The 15194-nt window shown below is 59.5% G+C and carries 9 protein-coding genes and 3 pseudogenes; 2 read left to right on the top strand and 10 right to left on the bottom strand.

Translation table 11 applies throughout. The features are described 5' to 3' along the window. Positions 1–33 precede the first annotated feature (33 nt). On the bottom strand, positions 34–1461 hold the full coding sequence (gene arcD, locus LOY43_RS21880) for an arginine-ornithine antiporter (protein WP_095048202.1): 1428 nt from the start codon (positions 1459–1461) through the stop codon (positions 34–36). A gap of 438 nt (positions 1462–1899) precedes the next feature. Here arcD (LOY43_RS21880) and arcD (LOY43_RS21875) point away from each other — a divergent pair, with 438 nt between their 5' ends. Both arcD (LOY43_RS21875) and LOY43_RS21870 read left to right on the top strand, forming a co-directional pair. Continuing rightward, positions 1900–3327: an arginine-ornithine antiporter gene (gene arcD / locus LOY43_RS21875; RefSeq protein WP_095048201.1), complete on the top strand. Its 1428-nt coding sequence runs from the start codon at positions 1900–1902 to the stop codon at positions 3325–3327. After that, a pseudogene (locus LOY43_RS21870) lies at positions 3324–4186 on the top strand (DNA-3-methyladenine glycosylase family protein). The gene arcD (LOY43_RS21875) and the pseudogene LOY43_RS21870 overlap by 4 nt, the downstream one beginning before the upstream one ends. Before the next feature lie 209 nt (positions 4187–4395). Here LOY43_RS21870 and LOY43_RS21865 read toward each other — a convergent pair. The 9 genes and pseudogenes from LOY43_RS21865 to gap all read right to left on the bottom strand — a co-directional run bounded on the left by LOY43_RS21865 (position 4396) and on the right by gap (position 15067). Further along, positions 4396–5745, bottom strand: a complete 1350-nt coding sequence (locus tag LOY43_RS21865) for a CoA transferase (protein WP_258708713.1) — start codon at positions 5743–5745, stop codon at positions 4396–4398. A 206-nt stretch (positions 5746–5951) separates the two neighbouring features. Continuing rightward, positions 5952–6479 (bottom strand): annotated as a pseudogene (locus tag LOY43_RS28940) (methyl-accepting chemotaxis protein); the annotation flags it as partial. 378 nt (positions 6480–6857) lie between these two features. Further along, positions 6858–7817, bottom strand: a pseudogene (locus tag LOY43_RS28935) (chemotaxis protein); the annotation flags it as partial. Positions 7818–8302: 485 nt separating this feature from the next. Continuing rightward, a complete protein-coding gene (locus LOY43_RS21855) occupies positions 8303–8692 on the bottom strand; it encodes a YbaN family protein (RefSeq protein ID WP_095048197.1) in 390 nt (129 codons plus the stop codon). 166 nt (positions 8693–8858) lie between these two features. Then, positions 8859–9455 carry a biliverdin-producing heme oxygenase gene (locus tag LOY43_RS21850; protein ID WP_095048196.1) on the bottom strand — a complete coding sequence of 199 codons (597 nt, stop codon included), beginning with the start codon at positions 9453–9455 and terminating at the stop codon, positions 8859–8861. 111 nt (positions 9456–9566) lie between these two features. Beyond that, positions 9567–12152 (bottom strand): TonB-dependent receptor, encoded by a 2586-nt coding sequence (locus tag LOY43_RS21845; protein WP_258708712.1) that lies wholly within the window; start codon positions 12150–12152, stop codon positions 9567–9569. Between the two features lie 121 nt (positions 12153–12273). Then, a complete protein-coding gene (locus LOY43_RS21840) occupies positions 12274–13239 on the bottom strand; it encodes a FecR domain-containing protein (RefSeq protein ID WP_095048194.1) in 966 nt (321 codons plus the stop codon). A gap of 108 nt (positions 13240–13347) precedes the next feature. Then, positions 13348–13875 (bottom strand): RNA polymerase sigma factor, encoded by a 528-nt coding sequence (locus LOY43_RS21835; RefSeq protein WP_064391734.1) that lies wholly within the window; start codon positions 13873–13875, stop codon positions 13348–13350. Between the two features lie 190 nt (positions 13876–14065). Then, entirely contained in the window at positions 14066–15067 is a 1002-nt protein-coding gene (gene gap, locus LOY43_RS21830) for a type I glyceraldehyde-3-phosphate dehydrogenase (protein WP_095048193.1), read from the bottom strand. Between the last annotated feature and the right edge of the window lie 127 nt (positions 15068–15194).

Raw genomic sequence — 15194 nt, 5'->3', positions numbered from 1 at the left:
TTCAGATCCTCCAGATAACAAAACAATCAGGGATTACAGAGTCAGGAAGCCGTCGTAGAGACCGTAGGCAGCCACCAGGGCACCCACGACCACTGCGGCGAAAATCAACTTCTCGACGTTAGTGAAAATCGGTTGTTTGAGTTCCAGCTTGGCCTTGGCGAACAGGATCGCGCCGGGTGCGTAGAGCAGGGCCGAGAGCAGCAAGTACTTGACCCCGCCGGCATACAGCAGCCACACCGCATAGATCAGGGCGATGCCGCCGATAATCAGATCCTTGCGCCGTTCGGCCGCGAAGCCTTCGTAACTTTCACCGCGCACCGCCAGCAGCAGGGCGTAGGCCGCCGACCACAGGTACGGCACCAGAATCATCGAGGTGGCGAGGTAGATCAGCGACAGGTAAGTGCTGGCCGAGAACAGCGTGATGATCAGGAAAATCTGCACCATCGCGTTGGTCAGCCACAGGGCGTTGACCGGTACGTGGTTGGCATTTTCCTTACGCAGGAACTCCGGCATGGTGTGGTCTTTGGCGGCGGCGAACATGATCTCCGCACACAGCAGCACCCACGACAGCAGCGCCCCCAGCAAGGAGATGATCAGACCGACGCTGATCAGCACTGCGCCCCAGTGACCGACCACATGCTCAAGCACGGCGGCCATCGACGGGTTCTGCAGTTTCGCCAGTTCCGGTTGGGTCATGATGCCCAGCGACAGCACGTTCACCAGCACCAGAAACAGCAGCACGGTTATGAAGCCGATCACGGTGGCTTTACCGACGTCCGAGCGTTTTTCGGCGCGGGCCGAGAAGATGCTCGCGCCCTCGATACCGATGAACACCCACACGGTGACCAACATCATGTTGCGCACCTGGTTCATCACACTGCCCAGATCCGGATTTTTGATGCCCCAGATGTCGGCGGTGAAGATGTCCAGTCTGAAAGCGAACACCGCGATCAACACGAACAGCAGCAACGGTACGACCTTGGCGACCGTGGTCACCAGGTTGATGAACGCCGCTTCCTTGATCCCGCGCAGCACCAGAAAGTGCACGGCCCACAGCAGCACCGAGGCGCCAATCACCGCAGCAACGGTGTTGCCCTCACCGAAAATCGGAAAGAAATAGCCGAGGGTGCTGAACAGCAGAACGAAGTAACCGACGTTACCCAGCCAGGCGCTGATCCAGTAACCCCAAGCGGACGAGAAACCCATGTAATCGCCGAATCCGGCCTTGGCGTAGGCGTAGACGCCGCCGTCCAGGTCAGGCTTGCGATTGGCGAGGGTCTGGAAGACAAAAGCGAGGGTGAGCATGCCGACAGCGGTGATGGCCCAACCGATAAGTACCGCACCGACGTCGGCGCTGGCGGCCATGTTTTGAGGCAAGGAGAATATCCCGCCACCGATCATTGAACCGACTACCAATGCAACCAGTGCACCTAGTCGTAGTTTTCCGGGAGCTTCAGACATTTGCATGACTCCATTGCAGGAGAGAAGAGATCACAGCGTAGTTCTGTTGTCTGTTCAAACAGCTGACTTAGATCAGTGCATGGTCACATTCCATTGTTAATGAATGACTTAGGCTTCGGCTGAAGGCATAAAGCTCCTGCCCGCAAGGCCCGTCCTAGAGGCGTTGTGGCTACATCTTTGGGAATGGCTATTATTACTTTCGAATTATCACGCTAGTTCTTTTTCAGCTTTTGGCAAATTTTCCGCCTCTGTTTTCAGTACAGAATTGATTTATCGGGATCAGCGCACAAAACTGTCTTAACGTGCTAGGCGTTAGCGTCATCCGCTATATATAAACAGGCGTTAATTGGCGTTACCTGATAAACGTCATCTACCTTTATCCGTTTAGTTAATCGTTGTTACAAATGCACGCTCACCACACTTCAAAGGGAAACTGAAATGTCGCAACCGACGCAAAAGCTGCGATTAGGCGCGTTGATCGCCCTGGTGGTGGGTTCGATGATTGGTGGGGGGATTTTCTCGCTGCCGCAGAACATGGCGGCACGCGCCGACGCCGGGGCGATCCTGATCGGTTGGGGGATTACCGCGATCGGCATGCTGACGCTGGCGTTCGTCTTTCAGACCCTGGCCAATCGCAAACCCGAGCTGGATTCCGGCGTATACGCCTACGCCAAGGCCGGGTTTGGCGACTACATGGGCTTCTCGTCGGCTTGGGGCTACTGGATTAGCGCCTGGCTGGGCAACGTCGGTTATTTCGTCCTGCTGTTCAGCACCCTCGGTTATTTCTTTCCGGTGTTCGGTCAGGGCAACACGCCAATCGCTATTGGCTGCGCGTCGGTGCTGCTGTGGGCCGTGCATTTTCTGGTGATGCGCGGGATCAAGGAGGCGGCGCTGATCAATCAACTGACCACGGTGGCCAAAGTCGTACCGCTGATCATGTTCATCGTTATCGCGGCGGTCGCATTCAAGGCTGACATTTTTACCCGCGACATCTGGGGCACCAGCAACCCGAACTTCGGCGGGGTGATGGATCAGGTGCGCAACATGATGCTGGTCACGGTGTTCGTGTTCATCGGCATCGAAGGTGCCAGTGTGTACTCGGCGCGGGCGGAGAAACGCAGCGACGTCGGCCGCGCCACGGTGATCGGTTTTATCGGCGTGCTGGCGCTGCTGGTGCTGGTCAACGTGCTGTCGCTGGGGATCATGAGCCAGCCGGAACTGGCGAATTTGCAGAACCCGTCACTGGCGGCGGTGCTCGAGCACATTGTCGGGCCGTGGGGCGCCTTGTTGATCAGCATTGGCCTGGCGATTTCCCTGCTCGGCGCGTTGTTGTCGTGGGCGCTGCTGTGTGCGGAGATTCTCTTCGCCACGGCGAAGGACAAGACCATGCCGGCGTTCCTGAAAAAGGAAAACAAGAATCACGTCCCGGTCAATGCGTTGTGGCTGACCAACGTGATGATCCAGATCTTCCTGTTGATCACGCTGTTTTCGGCGGGCACTTACACCAGTCTGATTTATCTGGCGTCGTCGATGATTCTGGTGCCGTACCTGTGGTCGGCGGCGTATGCAGTGCTGTTGAGCGGGCGTGGCGAAACCTATGAGCATGCCTCGGCAGAGCGCACCAAGGATTTGCTGATCGGCGGCATCGCGCTGGGGTATGCGGTGTGGTTGCTGTATGCCGGTGGGGTGAAGTATTTGCTGTTGTCGGCGTTGCTGTATGCGCCGGGGGTAATTTTGTTTGCCAAGGCTAAGCATGAACAGGGCGAGCCGTTGTTCACCCATATCGAGAAGGGCATTTTTACCTGCGTGGTTATCGGCGCGGGGCTGGCGGCGTATGGGTTGTACAGCGGTGTGCTGTCGTTGTGAGGTTGTCGCTTGCGTATCAGCCGCCGTATGACTGGGCGGCGATGTTGGGGTTTCTCGCGGCGCGGGCGGTGGTCGGGATGGAGGTTGTGGTCGATGGTGTGTATTCACGCAGCATCGGTTTGAACGGGCTTCATGGCACGGTTTCAATTTGGCCTGAGGCAGGGAATGCCTTGGCCGTTGAGCTGGATTTTCCTGATCCGTTGGTGGTGCCCGAGATCGTTGTCAGGTTGCGGCGGATGTTTGATCTGGATGCGGATCTGGCGGTGATGCATGCGCATCTGGCGAATGATCCGTTGCTGGCGCGGTTGATTGCCGAGCGGCCGGGATTACGGATTCCCGGGGCGTGGGATGGCTTGGAACTGGCCTTTCGCGCGGTGCTCGGGCAGCAGATTACCGTGGTTGCGGCGATTCGCCTGGCGGGGAAACTAGTGGCGCAATATGGCGCGCCGCTTGATTCCACCGTGCCCGGATTGACGCATGTATTTCCCGAGGCGCACGTATTGGCGGCGGCAGATCTGGCGGCGCTGGGCATGCCAAAGAGTCGCGGTCGGACGCTGTCGGGGTGGCGCAGGCGTTGCTGGAAGAACCTTCATTGTTCGAGCCGAATCGCGAGGGTGGCGTGGCGCGGTTGTTGGCGTTGCATGGGGTTGGCGAGTGGACGGCGCAGTACATTGCGTTGCGGCAGTTGCAGGATATGGATGGGTTTCCCCATGGCGATGTCGGGTTGTTGCGAGCGCTGGAGGTGCTGGAAGGCGAGCGGCCGACAGCGCGGGAATTGGCTTTGCGCGCTGAGACCTGGCGGCCTTATCGAGGGTATGCGGCGCAGCTTTTGTGGACATCTTTGAGCCGGGCAGATTGAAACATCATCGATCGGCCTGAAATTGCAGCCCTCACCCCAGCCCTCTCCCGGAGGGAGAGGGGGCCGACCGAGGTGACTTGCGCTGTCCATCGACCTGAAAGCCCGAGTCGATTATGGATTCAGCGCCAATCGTTCAAGTCGGTGAATCTCTTCAGTATCCCCCAATCAGTCCCCTCTCCCTCTGGGAGAGGGTTAGGGTGAGGGGCTTTTTAAGCCCACCGTGGTTGGTGAGAACCCAATTCCGTAGCCGGCAAAGCCCATTGAATAGATGTGCCGCTGATCTTCACCGGCACCTGCAAGCGATGCGCCGGGCCCCACGGGGTCTGTTCCAGAAATGAACCCTGATCCTGCTCATCTTCCGCCCGCAATGCCTCACTTGTCCCCGGCCCATGCTCGATCAACAACTTCGCCGTCCGCGCCAGCGACAACCGCGCCGAGCCACCGCGACCCGTGTTCAAACGCTCGGTCAACAGTCGAAGCGCACTCGCCGCCAGCAAATACCCCGTCGCATGATCCAGCGCCTGCACCGGCAACGGCGTCGGTTTGTCTGCCTGCTGCCAGCGCTGCCCGGCCTCGGCAATGCCGCTGCTCATCTGCACCAGGCTGTCAAAGCCTCGACGGTTCTGCCACGGGCCGCTCCAGCCGTAGGCGTTGAGGCCGACGTCGATCAGGCCCGGCGCGATTTGGCGACGGCGCTCAACGCCGAAACCAAGATTCTCCAGGGCATCAGCACGGTAACCGTGCAGCAGAATGTCGGCGTCTTTCAACAAATTCTCGAAAACTGCACGATCCGCCGGGTCGTGCAGATCCAGCCGCGCGCAACGTTTGCCGAGGGTCATTTCCGGAACGACACCAGGCTCATTCCAGGTTGGGGAATCGATGCGCAACACGTTGGCGCCAAGGCCAGCGAGAAAACGGCTGGCGGTGGGGCCGGCGAGCACGCGTGTCAGATCCAGCACCTTGATCCCGGCCAACGGTTGCGCCACCGAGCCTTGCCATGGTTGGGCGTTTTCATCTGGCGAATCGATGAAATGCACCAGCCGCTCGGCATTCACCGCCAGCCCCTGCGGATGCGTCTGCCACTGCACCCAACTGCGCATTTGCGCGGCACAACCCTTGGCCTCGACCACCGCTTGCTCCAGATCCGTACTCGCCCATTGCGCGACTTTGGCAGCCATCGCTCCACGGTCGGCGCAGGCACCAAGCACGCGTTCAGCGGCGGCGCGGTGATGCGGGGCATTGGTGTGCAGGCGGATCCAGCCATCGCGGGTCTGATAATCGCCAGCGACGGGATCCCACAGTGGCGGGACTTGCCAGCCGATGGGACGGATTGATGTGGCGAACCAGAACGAGGCCAATCGACGATCGACTTCAACGACAGGTCGCTGACCGGTCTGCTGCCGGAGCAATTCGCTGACGGTCTGACCGGCCGCTGCGATGCTGGCGCAGGCAAGCTCAGTGACGGCGAACGCCGAGGGCAGGGCGCCTCGGTCGGTGAACGGAATCGGCGTGTGCGACAAACCGAGTTCGGCTTGAATGGACGTGAGTAAATCAGTCATCGAAGGCCCTCCGGAGCGAGAGGGCGATGATAGTGCAAAAGAATGTCGGGTCAGATGAAATCCCCGATTGCAGGGTTGCCACTTGACCCTGTGGGAGCTGGCTTGCCAGCGATAGCGGAGTGTCAGTCAACAATGTACTGACTGATGTGCCGTCATCGCTGGCAAGCCAGCTCCCACAAGGTTTTGTGGTGGATTGAGTGGCGGGGTCAGACGCGGAACTGATCCATCAACTTCATCTGCTGACTGGCCAGGGCATTGAGCTGGCTGCTGATCGCCGCCGACTCAGTGGCTTGTTCAGTCAATGTTTCGGTAACGGTGCGAATCGCCGAGACATTGCGATTGACCTCTTCGGCCACCGCACTCTGCTGCTCAGCCGCACTGGCAATCTGCAGGTTCATGTCACTGATCACCGTCACCGCGTCGCTGATTTTGCCCAGCGCATCCACCGCCTGACGAATCTGCCCGGCGTTGTTGTGCGCTTGGGTCTGGCTCGAATGCATGGTCGCGACCACGCCACGGGTGCCGGTTTGAATGCGCTCGATGACGATGCGGATTTCCTCCACTGAATCCTGCGTGCGCTTGGCGAGGTTGCGTACCTCGTCGGCAACCACGGCGAAACCACGGCCGCTCTCACCGGCGCGAGCCGCTTCGATCGCTGCGTTGAGGGCGAGCAGGTTGGTCTGTTCGGCGATGCTGCGTATCACCTCCAGCACCGAGCCGATCTGCTCGCTGTTGACTGCCAACGCTTCAACTTCGGTCACAGCTTTGCTGACTTCGTCGGCCAGTTGATTGATGTCGCGGGTACTGCGCTCGATGATCGACATGCCGTCCTTGGCCGACTGATCGGCACCTTTCGCGGCATTGGCCGCGTTGGAGGCGCTGTTGGCGACGTCGTGGGCGGTGGCGCTCATTTCGTTGGAGGCGGTGGCGACCTGGTCGATCTCGCGGAATTGCACCTGCATGCCTTCACTGGTCTGGCGGGCGATTTCCGAAGACTGGTCGGCGGTGCCACGGGCTTCGGTGATGCTCTGTTTGATCTGCGCGATGGTCGGTTGCAGCTTGTCGAGGAAACGGTTGAACCAGTTCACCAGTTCGCCCAGTTCATCTTGTTTGCTGTAGTTCAGGCGCTGGGTCAGATCGCCTTCGCCGCTGGCGATGTTCTTCAGCATCTCAGCGACGCTGTTGATCGGCCGGGTGACGCCGGACGCGGTCAGCCAGATCAGCAGCAGGCCAACCAGACCGGCGACTACAGCAACCAGCAGCGCCGTGATCACACCGGTTTCCTGAGCATCATCGAGCACCGCTTGCAGCTTGACCGAGTCAGCCAGCAGTACTTGTTTCGGCAAGTCGATGACCACGCCCCAGGCGCGCGAGTTACCAATTGGATCGACTGGGTAAACGGCGCGAATCAAATCACCTTGTTCAAGAATCTTCGGTGTGCCGGAGGTCAGCAGTTGCAGCACATCCTTGCCATCGGCGCCGAGGGTGTCGCTGATTTTCTTGCCGACCTTGGTCGCGTCGGAACTGTCGGCAGCGAGCACGCCGCTGCCAGAGACGATCAGCATGTGCCCGGCGTTGTTGAACAGATTGCGCTGGGAATCCACGGCCGCCGCTTGCAGGGCGTCGAGGGCGATGTCGACACCGACCACGCCGATGGCTTTACCGTCGACGATCAGGGGGACGGAAATGGTCGTCATGAGCATTTCCTTGCCACCGACAGTGTCGGCATACGGGTCGAGCAGGCAGGTGCGCTTGGCATCGCGAGGGCAGGTGTACCAGCTGTTGTACGGCGTGCCGCTGACGCTGAGGGTGGTTTTGGTCAGGTCTTCTTCGACCATGATGGTGTTCAGCGAGGCGCCGCCAGCGCGGCTCCAGTAGGTGGCCAAACGTCCGGCTTCGTTGGACTGGCGAGCGGCGTCGTTGGCGAATTCGCTGTCCTTGCCGTCGAGGCCGTTGGGTTCGAAGGCGAGCCAGATACCGAGCACTTTGTCGTTGCGCTCGAAGGCGGTTTTCAGGCTCAGGTTCAACTCTTCACGCAAGGCGCCGGCGTCCAGCGAACGCTTGGCGGCCATGACGCGCATGTCCTTGATCTGGTCAGCCACGGCCGTGATCACCGTCAGGCTTTCGCCGAAGGTTTTCTGCACCCGCACGGCTTGTTCGGCGGCTTTGGCTTGCAACAGATTTTGCACACTGGCGGTGAGCAATTTATTGCTGGAGTTACTGACCAGTTCGTCGTTCTGGTTGGTCTGGTAGATGTTCATGCCGACGATCAGCGCGACCACACCGAGCAGGCACAGACCGGAGAGCAGGACGATTTTCAGGCGAATGGACAGAGCGTCGAACATGGGGCGATCTCGCGAATGAATAAACGGGTGGCATTCGGGCAGGAGCTACCCGGTTCGCCAAATCCATTCAGCGCCATTCAATGCTCATCGGCGTGGAAGCAGAGGTCATGAGGCGCGTGCCGACGGACGGTCAGCGCTAAACGTTTGCGCAGGAGAAAGTGCTGAAAAAGCGAATAATTACAGGGATGTTTCAGTGTGAAGACGTTGTGGGTTCAAGCAGGGATGGCTTCCGGTCGCGACCAGATCCACAGATTACCCAGGCTCATCCCGGCAATCGCCAGATAGACCGGCCAGCCGTGGTCGAGCATCACTAGCATCAAGGTTGCGCAGAGCAACATGCTCACCGTCGCGCTGACCTTGGCCTTGCGCGCGATGATCTTGCCGTTGCGCCAGTTGCTGAGGATCGGCCCGAACAAGCGATGGTTTTCCAGCCAGGCACTCAGGCGCGGCGAGCTGCGAGTCGCGGCCCAGGCGGCGAGAAGGATGAACTCGGTGGTCGGCAGGCCGGGCACGACAATGGCGATCAGGCCGATGCCGAGGCTGACGTAGGCCAAGAGGCCGAACAGCACGCGGGCGAGTTTCGAGGAGGCGGGTTGCGGCATGGGCTCGGGATTGCTGTGAGGCGAGATGGGGATCTTACAGATTTGTGAAGATCCCTGTGGGAGCTGGCTTGCCAGCGATAGCGGTCGATCAGTGACTACAAAGTTGACTGACATACCGCCATCGCTGGCAAGCCAGCTCCCACAGGGTTTTGTGGTGTGTCGGGAATCAGGCAGGTTCGGCTTCGGTGGCGTAAGCCTGTTCCAGCAGCACGGTAAAGCGGTTGAACGCGTCGATCGCGCCTTGCTCGACTTCGGCTTCTTCCTCGGCAGTGAACTGCAGCGAATCGAGGGTGCGCACGAAGCTTTTCCAGCCTTCGGCACGGCCACCTTCAGGCTCGCCGAGGTGACGGGCGCCAAAGGTTTCGCTCAGCTCCAGCGCCACCGCGCGTTTGATCAGGAACGCCGCACCGAGCTTCGAACCTTCGGAGACAAAGATCCAGCCCAGTGCGCGAGCCTTGCTCGGATTTTTCACTGCGCCTGCGACCGCTGCCGGTACTTCAGTGTCGAGATCGGCGAGGTCAGCCTTGGCCGCTTCGGCGCGGCAACGGGCCGGCAGATCCGGGACGATGGCGGTCAGTTCGGCGTCGTTATACAGATCGACCAGTTCCGACTGGAACAGGTACTGCGCGACGACAAAACGGGCGAAATTGGCGCGGGTCTCGAACGGCGCGTGGGCTTTGACCAGGGCGTCGAGCTTGTTGTGCGGCTCGTGGGTGATCTGGTTCAGGCGTTGTGAACGCAGGGCTTTTTCCGAAGTGGTCATGACATGTCCTTGATAAAAGAGGCGCTTGATAACGAGACGAACAAGGCGACGTGCAAGCGTAAAAAAACCTCACGGCGCGGTGCCTGAACACGCGCAGTGAGGTTGGCCGGATCAGATGTCCCAGATCAGATTGATCGCGAAGTTGCGGCCCGGTTGGGTCAGGCGATCGAGGTTGGCCGGCTGTGTCACCGAAGCTTCGCCGACGCTGTCGTAACCGCGCACGTCATCCCAGAGCCAGTATTTCTTGTCGGTCAGGTTGTAGATGCCGCCGCTGACGGTGACGTCGTCGGTGACTTTGTAATAACCGGCCAGATCAAGAATGCCGAAGCCTGGGGTTTTGAATTGGCTGCTGACGCCATCCGGCGACTTGAAGTTAGTGTCGTCGACGCGATCCTTTTTCTTCACCAAGGTCCAGCTCAGCAGGCCGCCGTAGTTGTCCTGGTCGTAACCCAGACCGAACACGCCGGTCAGCGGGTTGACGCTGTTGATCGGCTCGCCGTTGTCGTTGTTGCGACCGTAGGCGTAGGCAATCGAGCCTTGGGTGTAGAGGCCTTGCGGCGCGCCAAACGCATCCAGGTTCAGGCGACCTTTGACTTCCGCACCCTTGATGGTGGCGTGCTTGATGTTGGCCGACTGGAAGGTCAGCTCGTTGCGTCCCGGGGTCACAGCGTCTTCGTTGATGAAATCGCGATACTTGTTATAGAACACCGCCACGTCGAACGAGCCGTGTTCGAAGTTGCCGCGCAGACCGGTTTCATAGCTTTTGCTTTTTTCCGGTTCGAGGTCCGGGTTCGGCGCCACGCTGTAGCCGGTGGTGGTGTTTTCGAAGCGACCGTACAGGGCTTTCGCGGTTGGGGTGCGGAAGCCTTCGGCGTACTGACCGTACCAGGTGTAATTCTCGGACAGGGCGTAGGTCAGGCCGAATTTCGGCGAGACTTTGTGCCAGGTCTTGTTCTCGTCGCTGACCGTGCCTTGGCCGTCCGCCGCCACGGTGTTGAGGAATTCCTGAGTGATGTGCGGCTTGAGCTGGGTGTAGTCGTAGCGCAGGCCCGGCAGGAAGGTCCAGTTGTTCCAGCTGATCTGATCCTGAGCGAACAAGCTGTAGGTGTTGATAGTCGGGTCCGGGAAGTCGGTGGCCTTGGCCAACACGTCAGCGGTGCTGGTTGCGCCGATCGCGGTGCAGCCGCGACCGACGGCCAGGCAAGTGCCGTCGCCGCTGCGCGAACCGGTGACTTTCTGTTGCTTGATGGTGGTGCCGTAAGTCAGTACGTGATCGGTGTTTCCAATGGCGAACGCCTTGTCCAGTTGCGCATCGAAGACCCATTGTTTCTCTTCGTAAATGGTGTCGCGAGTACGCAGCACCTTACGAGTGATCGGGTAGTAGAACTCGGTGGTGCTCTGGTCGGTCTTGGCGATCTGATGGTTGAGGCTCCACTTCACGTTGTCGACCAGCAGGCTGTCGAGGGCGAACGAGTGTTCGATGCCGAAACGCTCACGGGTGATGGTGTCGTTACCGGTGCGCCACTGGTACATGCCGCCGGGCAGCACGCTGTTGGGAATGGTCGGCGCGCCGTTGAAGTACGGGCCGCCGTAAGCGCTTTTCTGATCGGTGTCGCGATCATCCTTGTACTTTTCGTAGGTCAGGCCCAGACGCGAATCGTCGTTGTAGTTCCAGCCGATCTTGGCCAGCACGTTGTAGGCGTTGACGTCTTCCGGGTTGGCGGCGGTGCGCTCTAGGCCAGTGCCATTGTTGCTGCCGTAGGAATCGGTTTCGTGGCCGTCGCGCTGGCTGTAGTGCAGCAAGCCGTCGAACTGGTCGGCACGGCCGGCGACGGTGGCGGACTTCAGCCAGCTGTCATCGGCGGAGCTGTAACCGGTTTTCAGGCGCGCACCGACGTCTTTGCCCGGCTTGATGATGTCGTCGGCATCAAGGGTGTAGTAGCTGACGGCGCCGCCGATGGCGTTGCTGCCGTACAGCACCGAGGCCGGGCCACGGAGAATTTCCACGCGTTTGACGATTTCCGGATCGACGTAGTTGCGCTGGGTCTTGGCGTACGGGCCGTTGAAGAAACCGTCCGGCACTTCGACGCCGTCAACCTGAGTCAGGATGCGGTCGCCGTCGATGCCGCGAATGTTATAGCCGCTGATGCCGCCACGCTGACCGGCGCCGCCGACGGACACACCCGGCTCGTAGCGGACCAGATCCTTGATGGTGTTGACATTGTTGCGGTCCAGATCCTGACGGGTCTGCACGGTGACGGTGGCCGGCACGCTGTTGACCGACTGCTCCTGACGGGTGGCGCTGATGGTCACCTGATCCAGATTGAGCGTGCCGCTGGCGTTGCGCTTTTCCAGCACGACGTTGTTGTTGCTGATTTTGCGGAAGCTCAGGTTGGTCCCCACCAACAGGCGCTCCAGGGCTTTTTCGGGTGGCAGCGAGCCACGCACGCCCGGCGACGACACGCCCTGACCCAGTTCTGCCGGCAAGCCGACTTGCCAACCGGTCACGGCGGTGAAGGCATTGAGCGCCGACACCAGCGGCTGCTGGCCGATGGCGAACGAGTAATCGCCCATGTTGCGCGTCGGTTGCTCGGTGGCCGCCATCAGCGGCGCAGTGCCCGCCATCAGGATGGCCGCTGTCAGCAGCGACAGTACGCGGGAAGGGGAAGAAGTCTGGCGGGTAAGGCGTGAGGACATCGATAGCGCTCCGTGTCGCACGAATCTTTATAGGTGCTGATTGACTCGCTTGTTGCGAATCAATTGCATTGGCTATAACGAGACGTACTAACGTTGGCTATCGAGTAAAAATAATTCTCATTTAGTTCAGGATGACCAGGGCGGGGAATTCTTTCAGTTGCGCCGAGGTGATCTGAGCGAGGGAGCGGACCACGTCGAGCGGCTGGTCGAGACGGTAATTGCCGGTTACGGCGACGTCGGCCAACTGCTCGTTGTTGTTGATGATCCAGCCCGGGTAGTAGCGGCGCAATTCGGCCAGCACCTGATTCAGCGGGCAGTTCTCGAACACCAGTCGGCCCTGGACCCAGGCCAGGTCCGTGTTGGCATCGAGTTTGGCCGGGCGGTCGAAACCGTTGGGGCCGATACGAATACTCTCACCCGCCGTCAGACGTACGCGAGCGTCGTTATGCGTCGCCTGCAGATCGACATCGCCGCGCTGCACGTTGACCTGCGCCACGCCATCGAGATAACGCACGGCAAATGCGGTATCGCGCACGCTGGCGCGAACCGGACCGGCGTCGATTTCCAAGGGTTGGCTGCGGCCACTGGCAATCTCGAAAAACGCTTCGCCCTGGTATAGCCGCGCGACACGTTTTTGATCGTTGATGGTGCTGGAGAATGCCGAGTTGGTATTGAGCAGGACTTTCGAGCCGTCCTCCAGTTGCAGACGCTGGCGCTCGCCAACCACCGTGAGGTGATCTGCCTGAAGGCGCATCGGCAAATTGCTGAAACTGAACAAACCGAGGATCAGCACGGCGGCAGTGGCCAGTGGTTTCCAGTGCGGACGCAGACGCTTGAGAAAAGTGACCTTCGCAGGTTTGGCCGCCAGGCTTTGCGCGCATTGGGCGACTTGCGGACCATCCCAGATCGCCTGGGCCTTGGCGAACGCTTCGGCATTCAACGGATCGGCCGCCAGCCAGGCATGAAATTGCCGGGTCTGCTCCTCGTCCGGGCTGCCGAGCACGATGAGCCAGTCCAGAGCCTGGTCCATTGCGTTTGCAGCGTCCTGCACCGAATCCGGCGAAGGCGAGCGGTGGGTGTCCGTCACGGTGTTTCCTCGGGCTTCTGGCGAAGCAGTTTCTAGCGTCAAGCTGCAAGCTGCAAGCTGCAAGCCAGATGCGTGTACTGCTTTTCGTTTTTACTTGGAGCTTGAAGCTTACAGCTTGCCGCTGCTGTCGTGTCGTTCGGCGACGCCGATACAAATGCTCATGATCAGCTTCAGTTCTTTCTGCACGGTGCTGAGGGAAACATTCAGCTCGTCGGCGATTTCCTGATAACTGTTCCCGTGCAAACGGCTGAGGATGAAAATCTGCTGCTGGCGGGGGCTGAGTTGACTGAGGCTCACGTTCAGGCGCTCCAGCATCTGTTCGGCGTGGGCGGCATCTTCGGCGCTGCTGGCGGGGGCGGCAATGCTGTGCACGACATCCTGCGGCACGTCATCGACCATGGTCCGCGAATGGATCTTGCGCGCACGCAAATGATCCAGCGCAAGATTGCGTGCGGTCTGGAAGACAAAAGGTTCGAGGTGATCAATGGCCCGCTCGCTCAACGCCCGCGTCACACGCAGGTACGTCTCCTGCAACAGGTCTTCAGCGGTGCTGTGATTGTTGACCATCCGTTCCAGCGTTCGCAGCAAGGATGTGCGCTGGGTGAGGAAGACGTGGTTGAAGCGCGATTGACTCACGGGAGGACCTGATCGATTTCAAGCGAATGATAATGCTTATCATCTAGTCGAATGGTCAAGCCCTGATTTTAAATACAGCACAAAACCCTGTAGGAGTGAGCCTGCTCGCGATAGCGGTAGATCAGCTACAACATCTGTGACTGACAGATAGCAATCGCGAGCAGGCTCACTCCTACAAGGGATACGGGATTTACTCCGCGTTACACAGCGCCAGGCAGTTATCCAGCATGCGGTTGGAGAAGCCCCACTCATTGTCATACCAGGCCAGCACTTTCAGCAGTTTGCCGCTGGCTTTGGTGTGGTTGGCGTCGAAGATCGACGACAGCGGGTTGTGGTTGAAGTCGCTGGACACCAGCGGCAAGGTGTTGAAACCGAGAATCTTCGAGTGCTGGCTCGCGGACTTCATCAGCGCGTTGACTTCCTCGGCGCTGGCTTCTTTTTTCAGCTGCACGGTCAGGTCCACCAGCGACACATTGATCACCGGCACGCGCACGGCCATGCCGGTCAGTTTGCCCGCCAGTTCCGGCAGCACCAGGCCCACTGCTTCAGCAGCGCCGGTCTTGCTCGGGATCATGTTCTGCGTGGCCGAACGCGCGCGGTACGGGTCGGTGTGATAGACGTCGGTGAGGTTCTGGTCGTTGGTGTAGGCGTGAATGGTGGTCATCAGACCGCTTTCAATGCCCAGCTCGCGGTGCAGCACTTGCGCCACTGGTGCCAAGCAGTTGGTGGTGCACGAAGCGTTGGAGATGATCTGGTGCGACTGGCGCAGAATGTCGTGGTTCACACCATAAACCACAGTGGCGTCGGCACCTTTGGCCGGGGCCGAAATGATCACTTTGCGCGCGCCGGCAGTAATATGCGCGGCCGCTTTGGCGCGATCGGTAAAGAGACCGGTGCATTCGAACACCACATCAATCTTTTCCGCCGCCCATGGCAATTCGGCCGGGTTGCGAATCGCGCTGACCGCAATGCGGTCGCCGTTGACGGTCAGACTTTCGTTGTCATGCTCGACCTGAGCGTCGAACGTGCCGTGAACGGTGTCATATTTGAGCAGATGAGCATTGATCGAGCTGTCGCCCAGATCATTGATGGCGACGATCTGCAGATCCTGTCGATAGCCTTGGGTATACAGTGCGCGCAGGACATTACGGCCGATGCGGCCAAAACCATTGATTGCGATTCGAAGAGTCATGGAACAGCGCCGCCGTCGTTTTGTTGTTGGAATTACAAGATTATTCGCATAAAAATAGAAAACAAGCCTTTTTAATGGCAATATTTTGTTTTATCTACAACGAGTGACCTGAATCAACTGGTCCGAA

Source organism: Pseudomonas sp. B21-041, from assembly GCF_024748675.1.
Lineage (GTDB): Bacteria > Pseudomonadota > Gammaproteobacteria > Pseudomonadales > Pseudomonadaceae > Aquipseudomonas > Aquipseudomonas neuropathica.
This window is presented reverse-complemented; position numbering and strand designations above follow the sequence as displayed.

Bases quoted from the DNA above. Each gene is read 5' to 3' on its own strand.
- arcD (WP_095048202.1), bottom strand. From the start codon at position 1,461: ATGTCTGAAGCTCCCGGAAAACTACGACTAGGTGCACTGGTTGCATTG.
- arcD (WP_095048201.1), top strand. From the start codon at position 1,900: ATGTCGCAACCGACGCAAAAGCTGCGATTAGGCGCGTTGATCGCCCTG.
- LOY43_RS21865 (WP_258708713.1), bottom strand. From the start codon at position 5,745: ATGACTGATTTACTCACGTCCATTCAAGCCGAACTCGGTTTGTCGCAC.
- LOY43_RS21855 (WP_095048197.1), bottom strand. From the start codon at position 8,692: ATGCCGCAACCCGCCTCCTCGAAACTCGCCCGCGTGCTGTTCGGCCTC.
- LOY43_RS21850 (WP_095048196.1), bottom strand. From the start codon at position 9,455: ATGACCACTTCGGAAAAAGCCCTGCGTTCACAACGCCTGAACCAGATC.
- LOY43_RS21845 (WP_258708712.1), bottom strand. From the start codon at position 12,152: ATGTCCTCACGCCTTACCCGCCAGACTTCTTCCCCTTCCCGCGTACTG.
- gap (WP_095048193.1), bottom strand. From the start codon at position 15,067: ATGACTCTTCGAATCGCAATCAATGGTTTTGGCCGCATCGGCCGTAAT.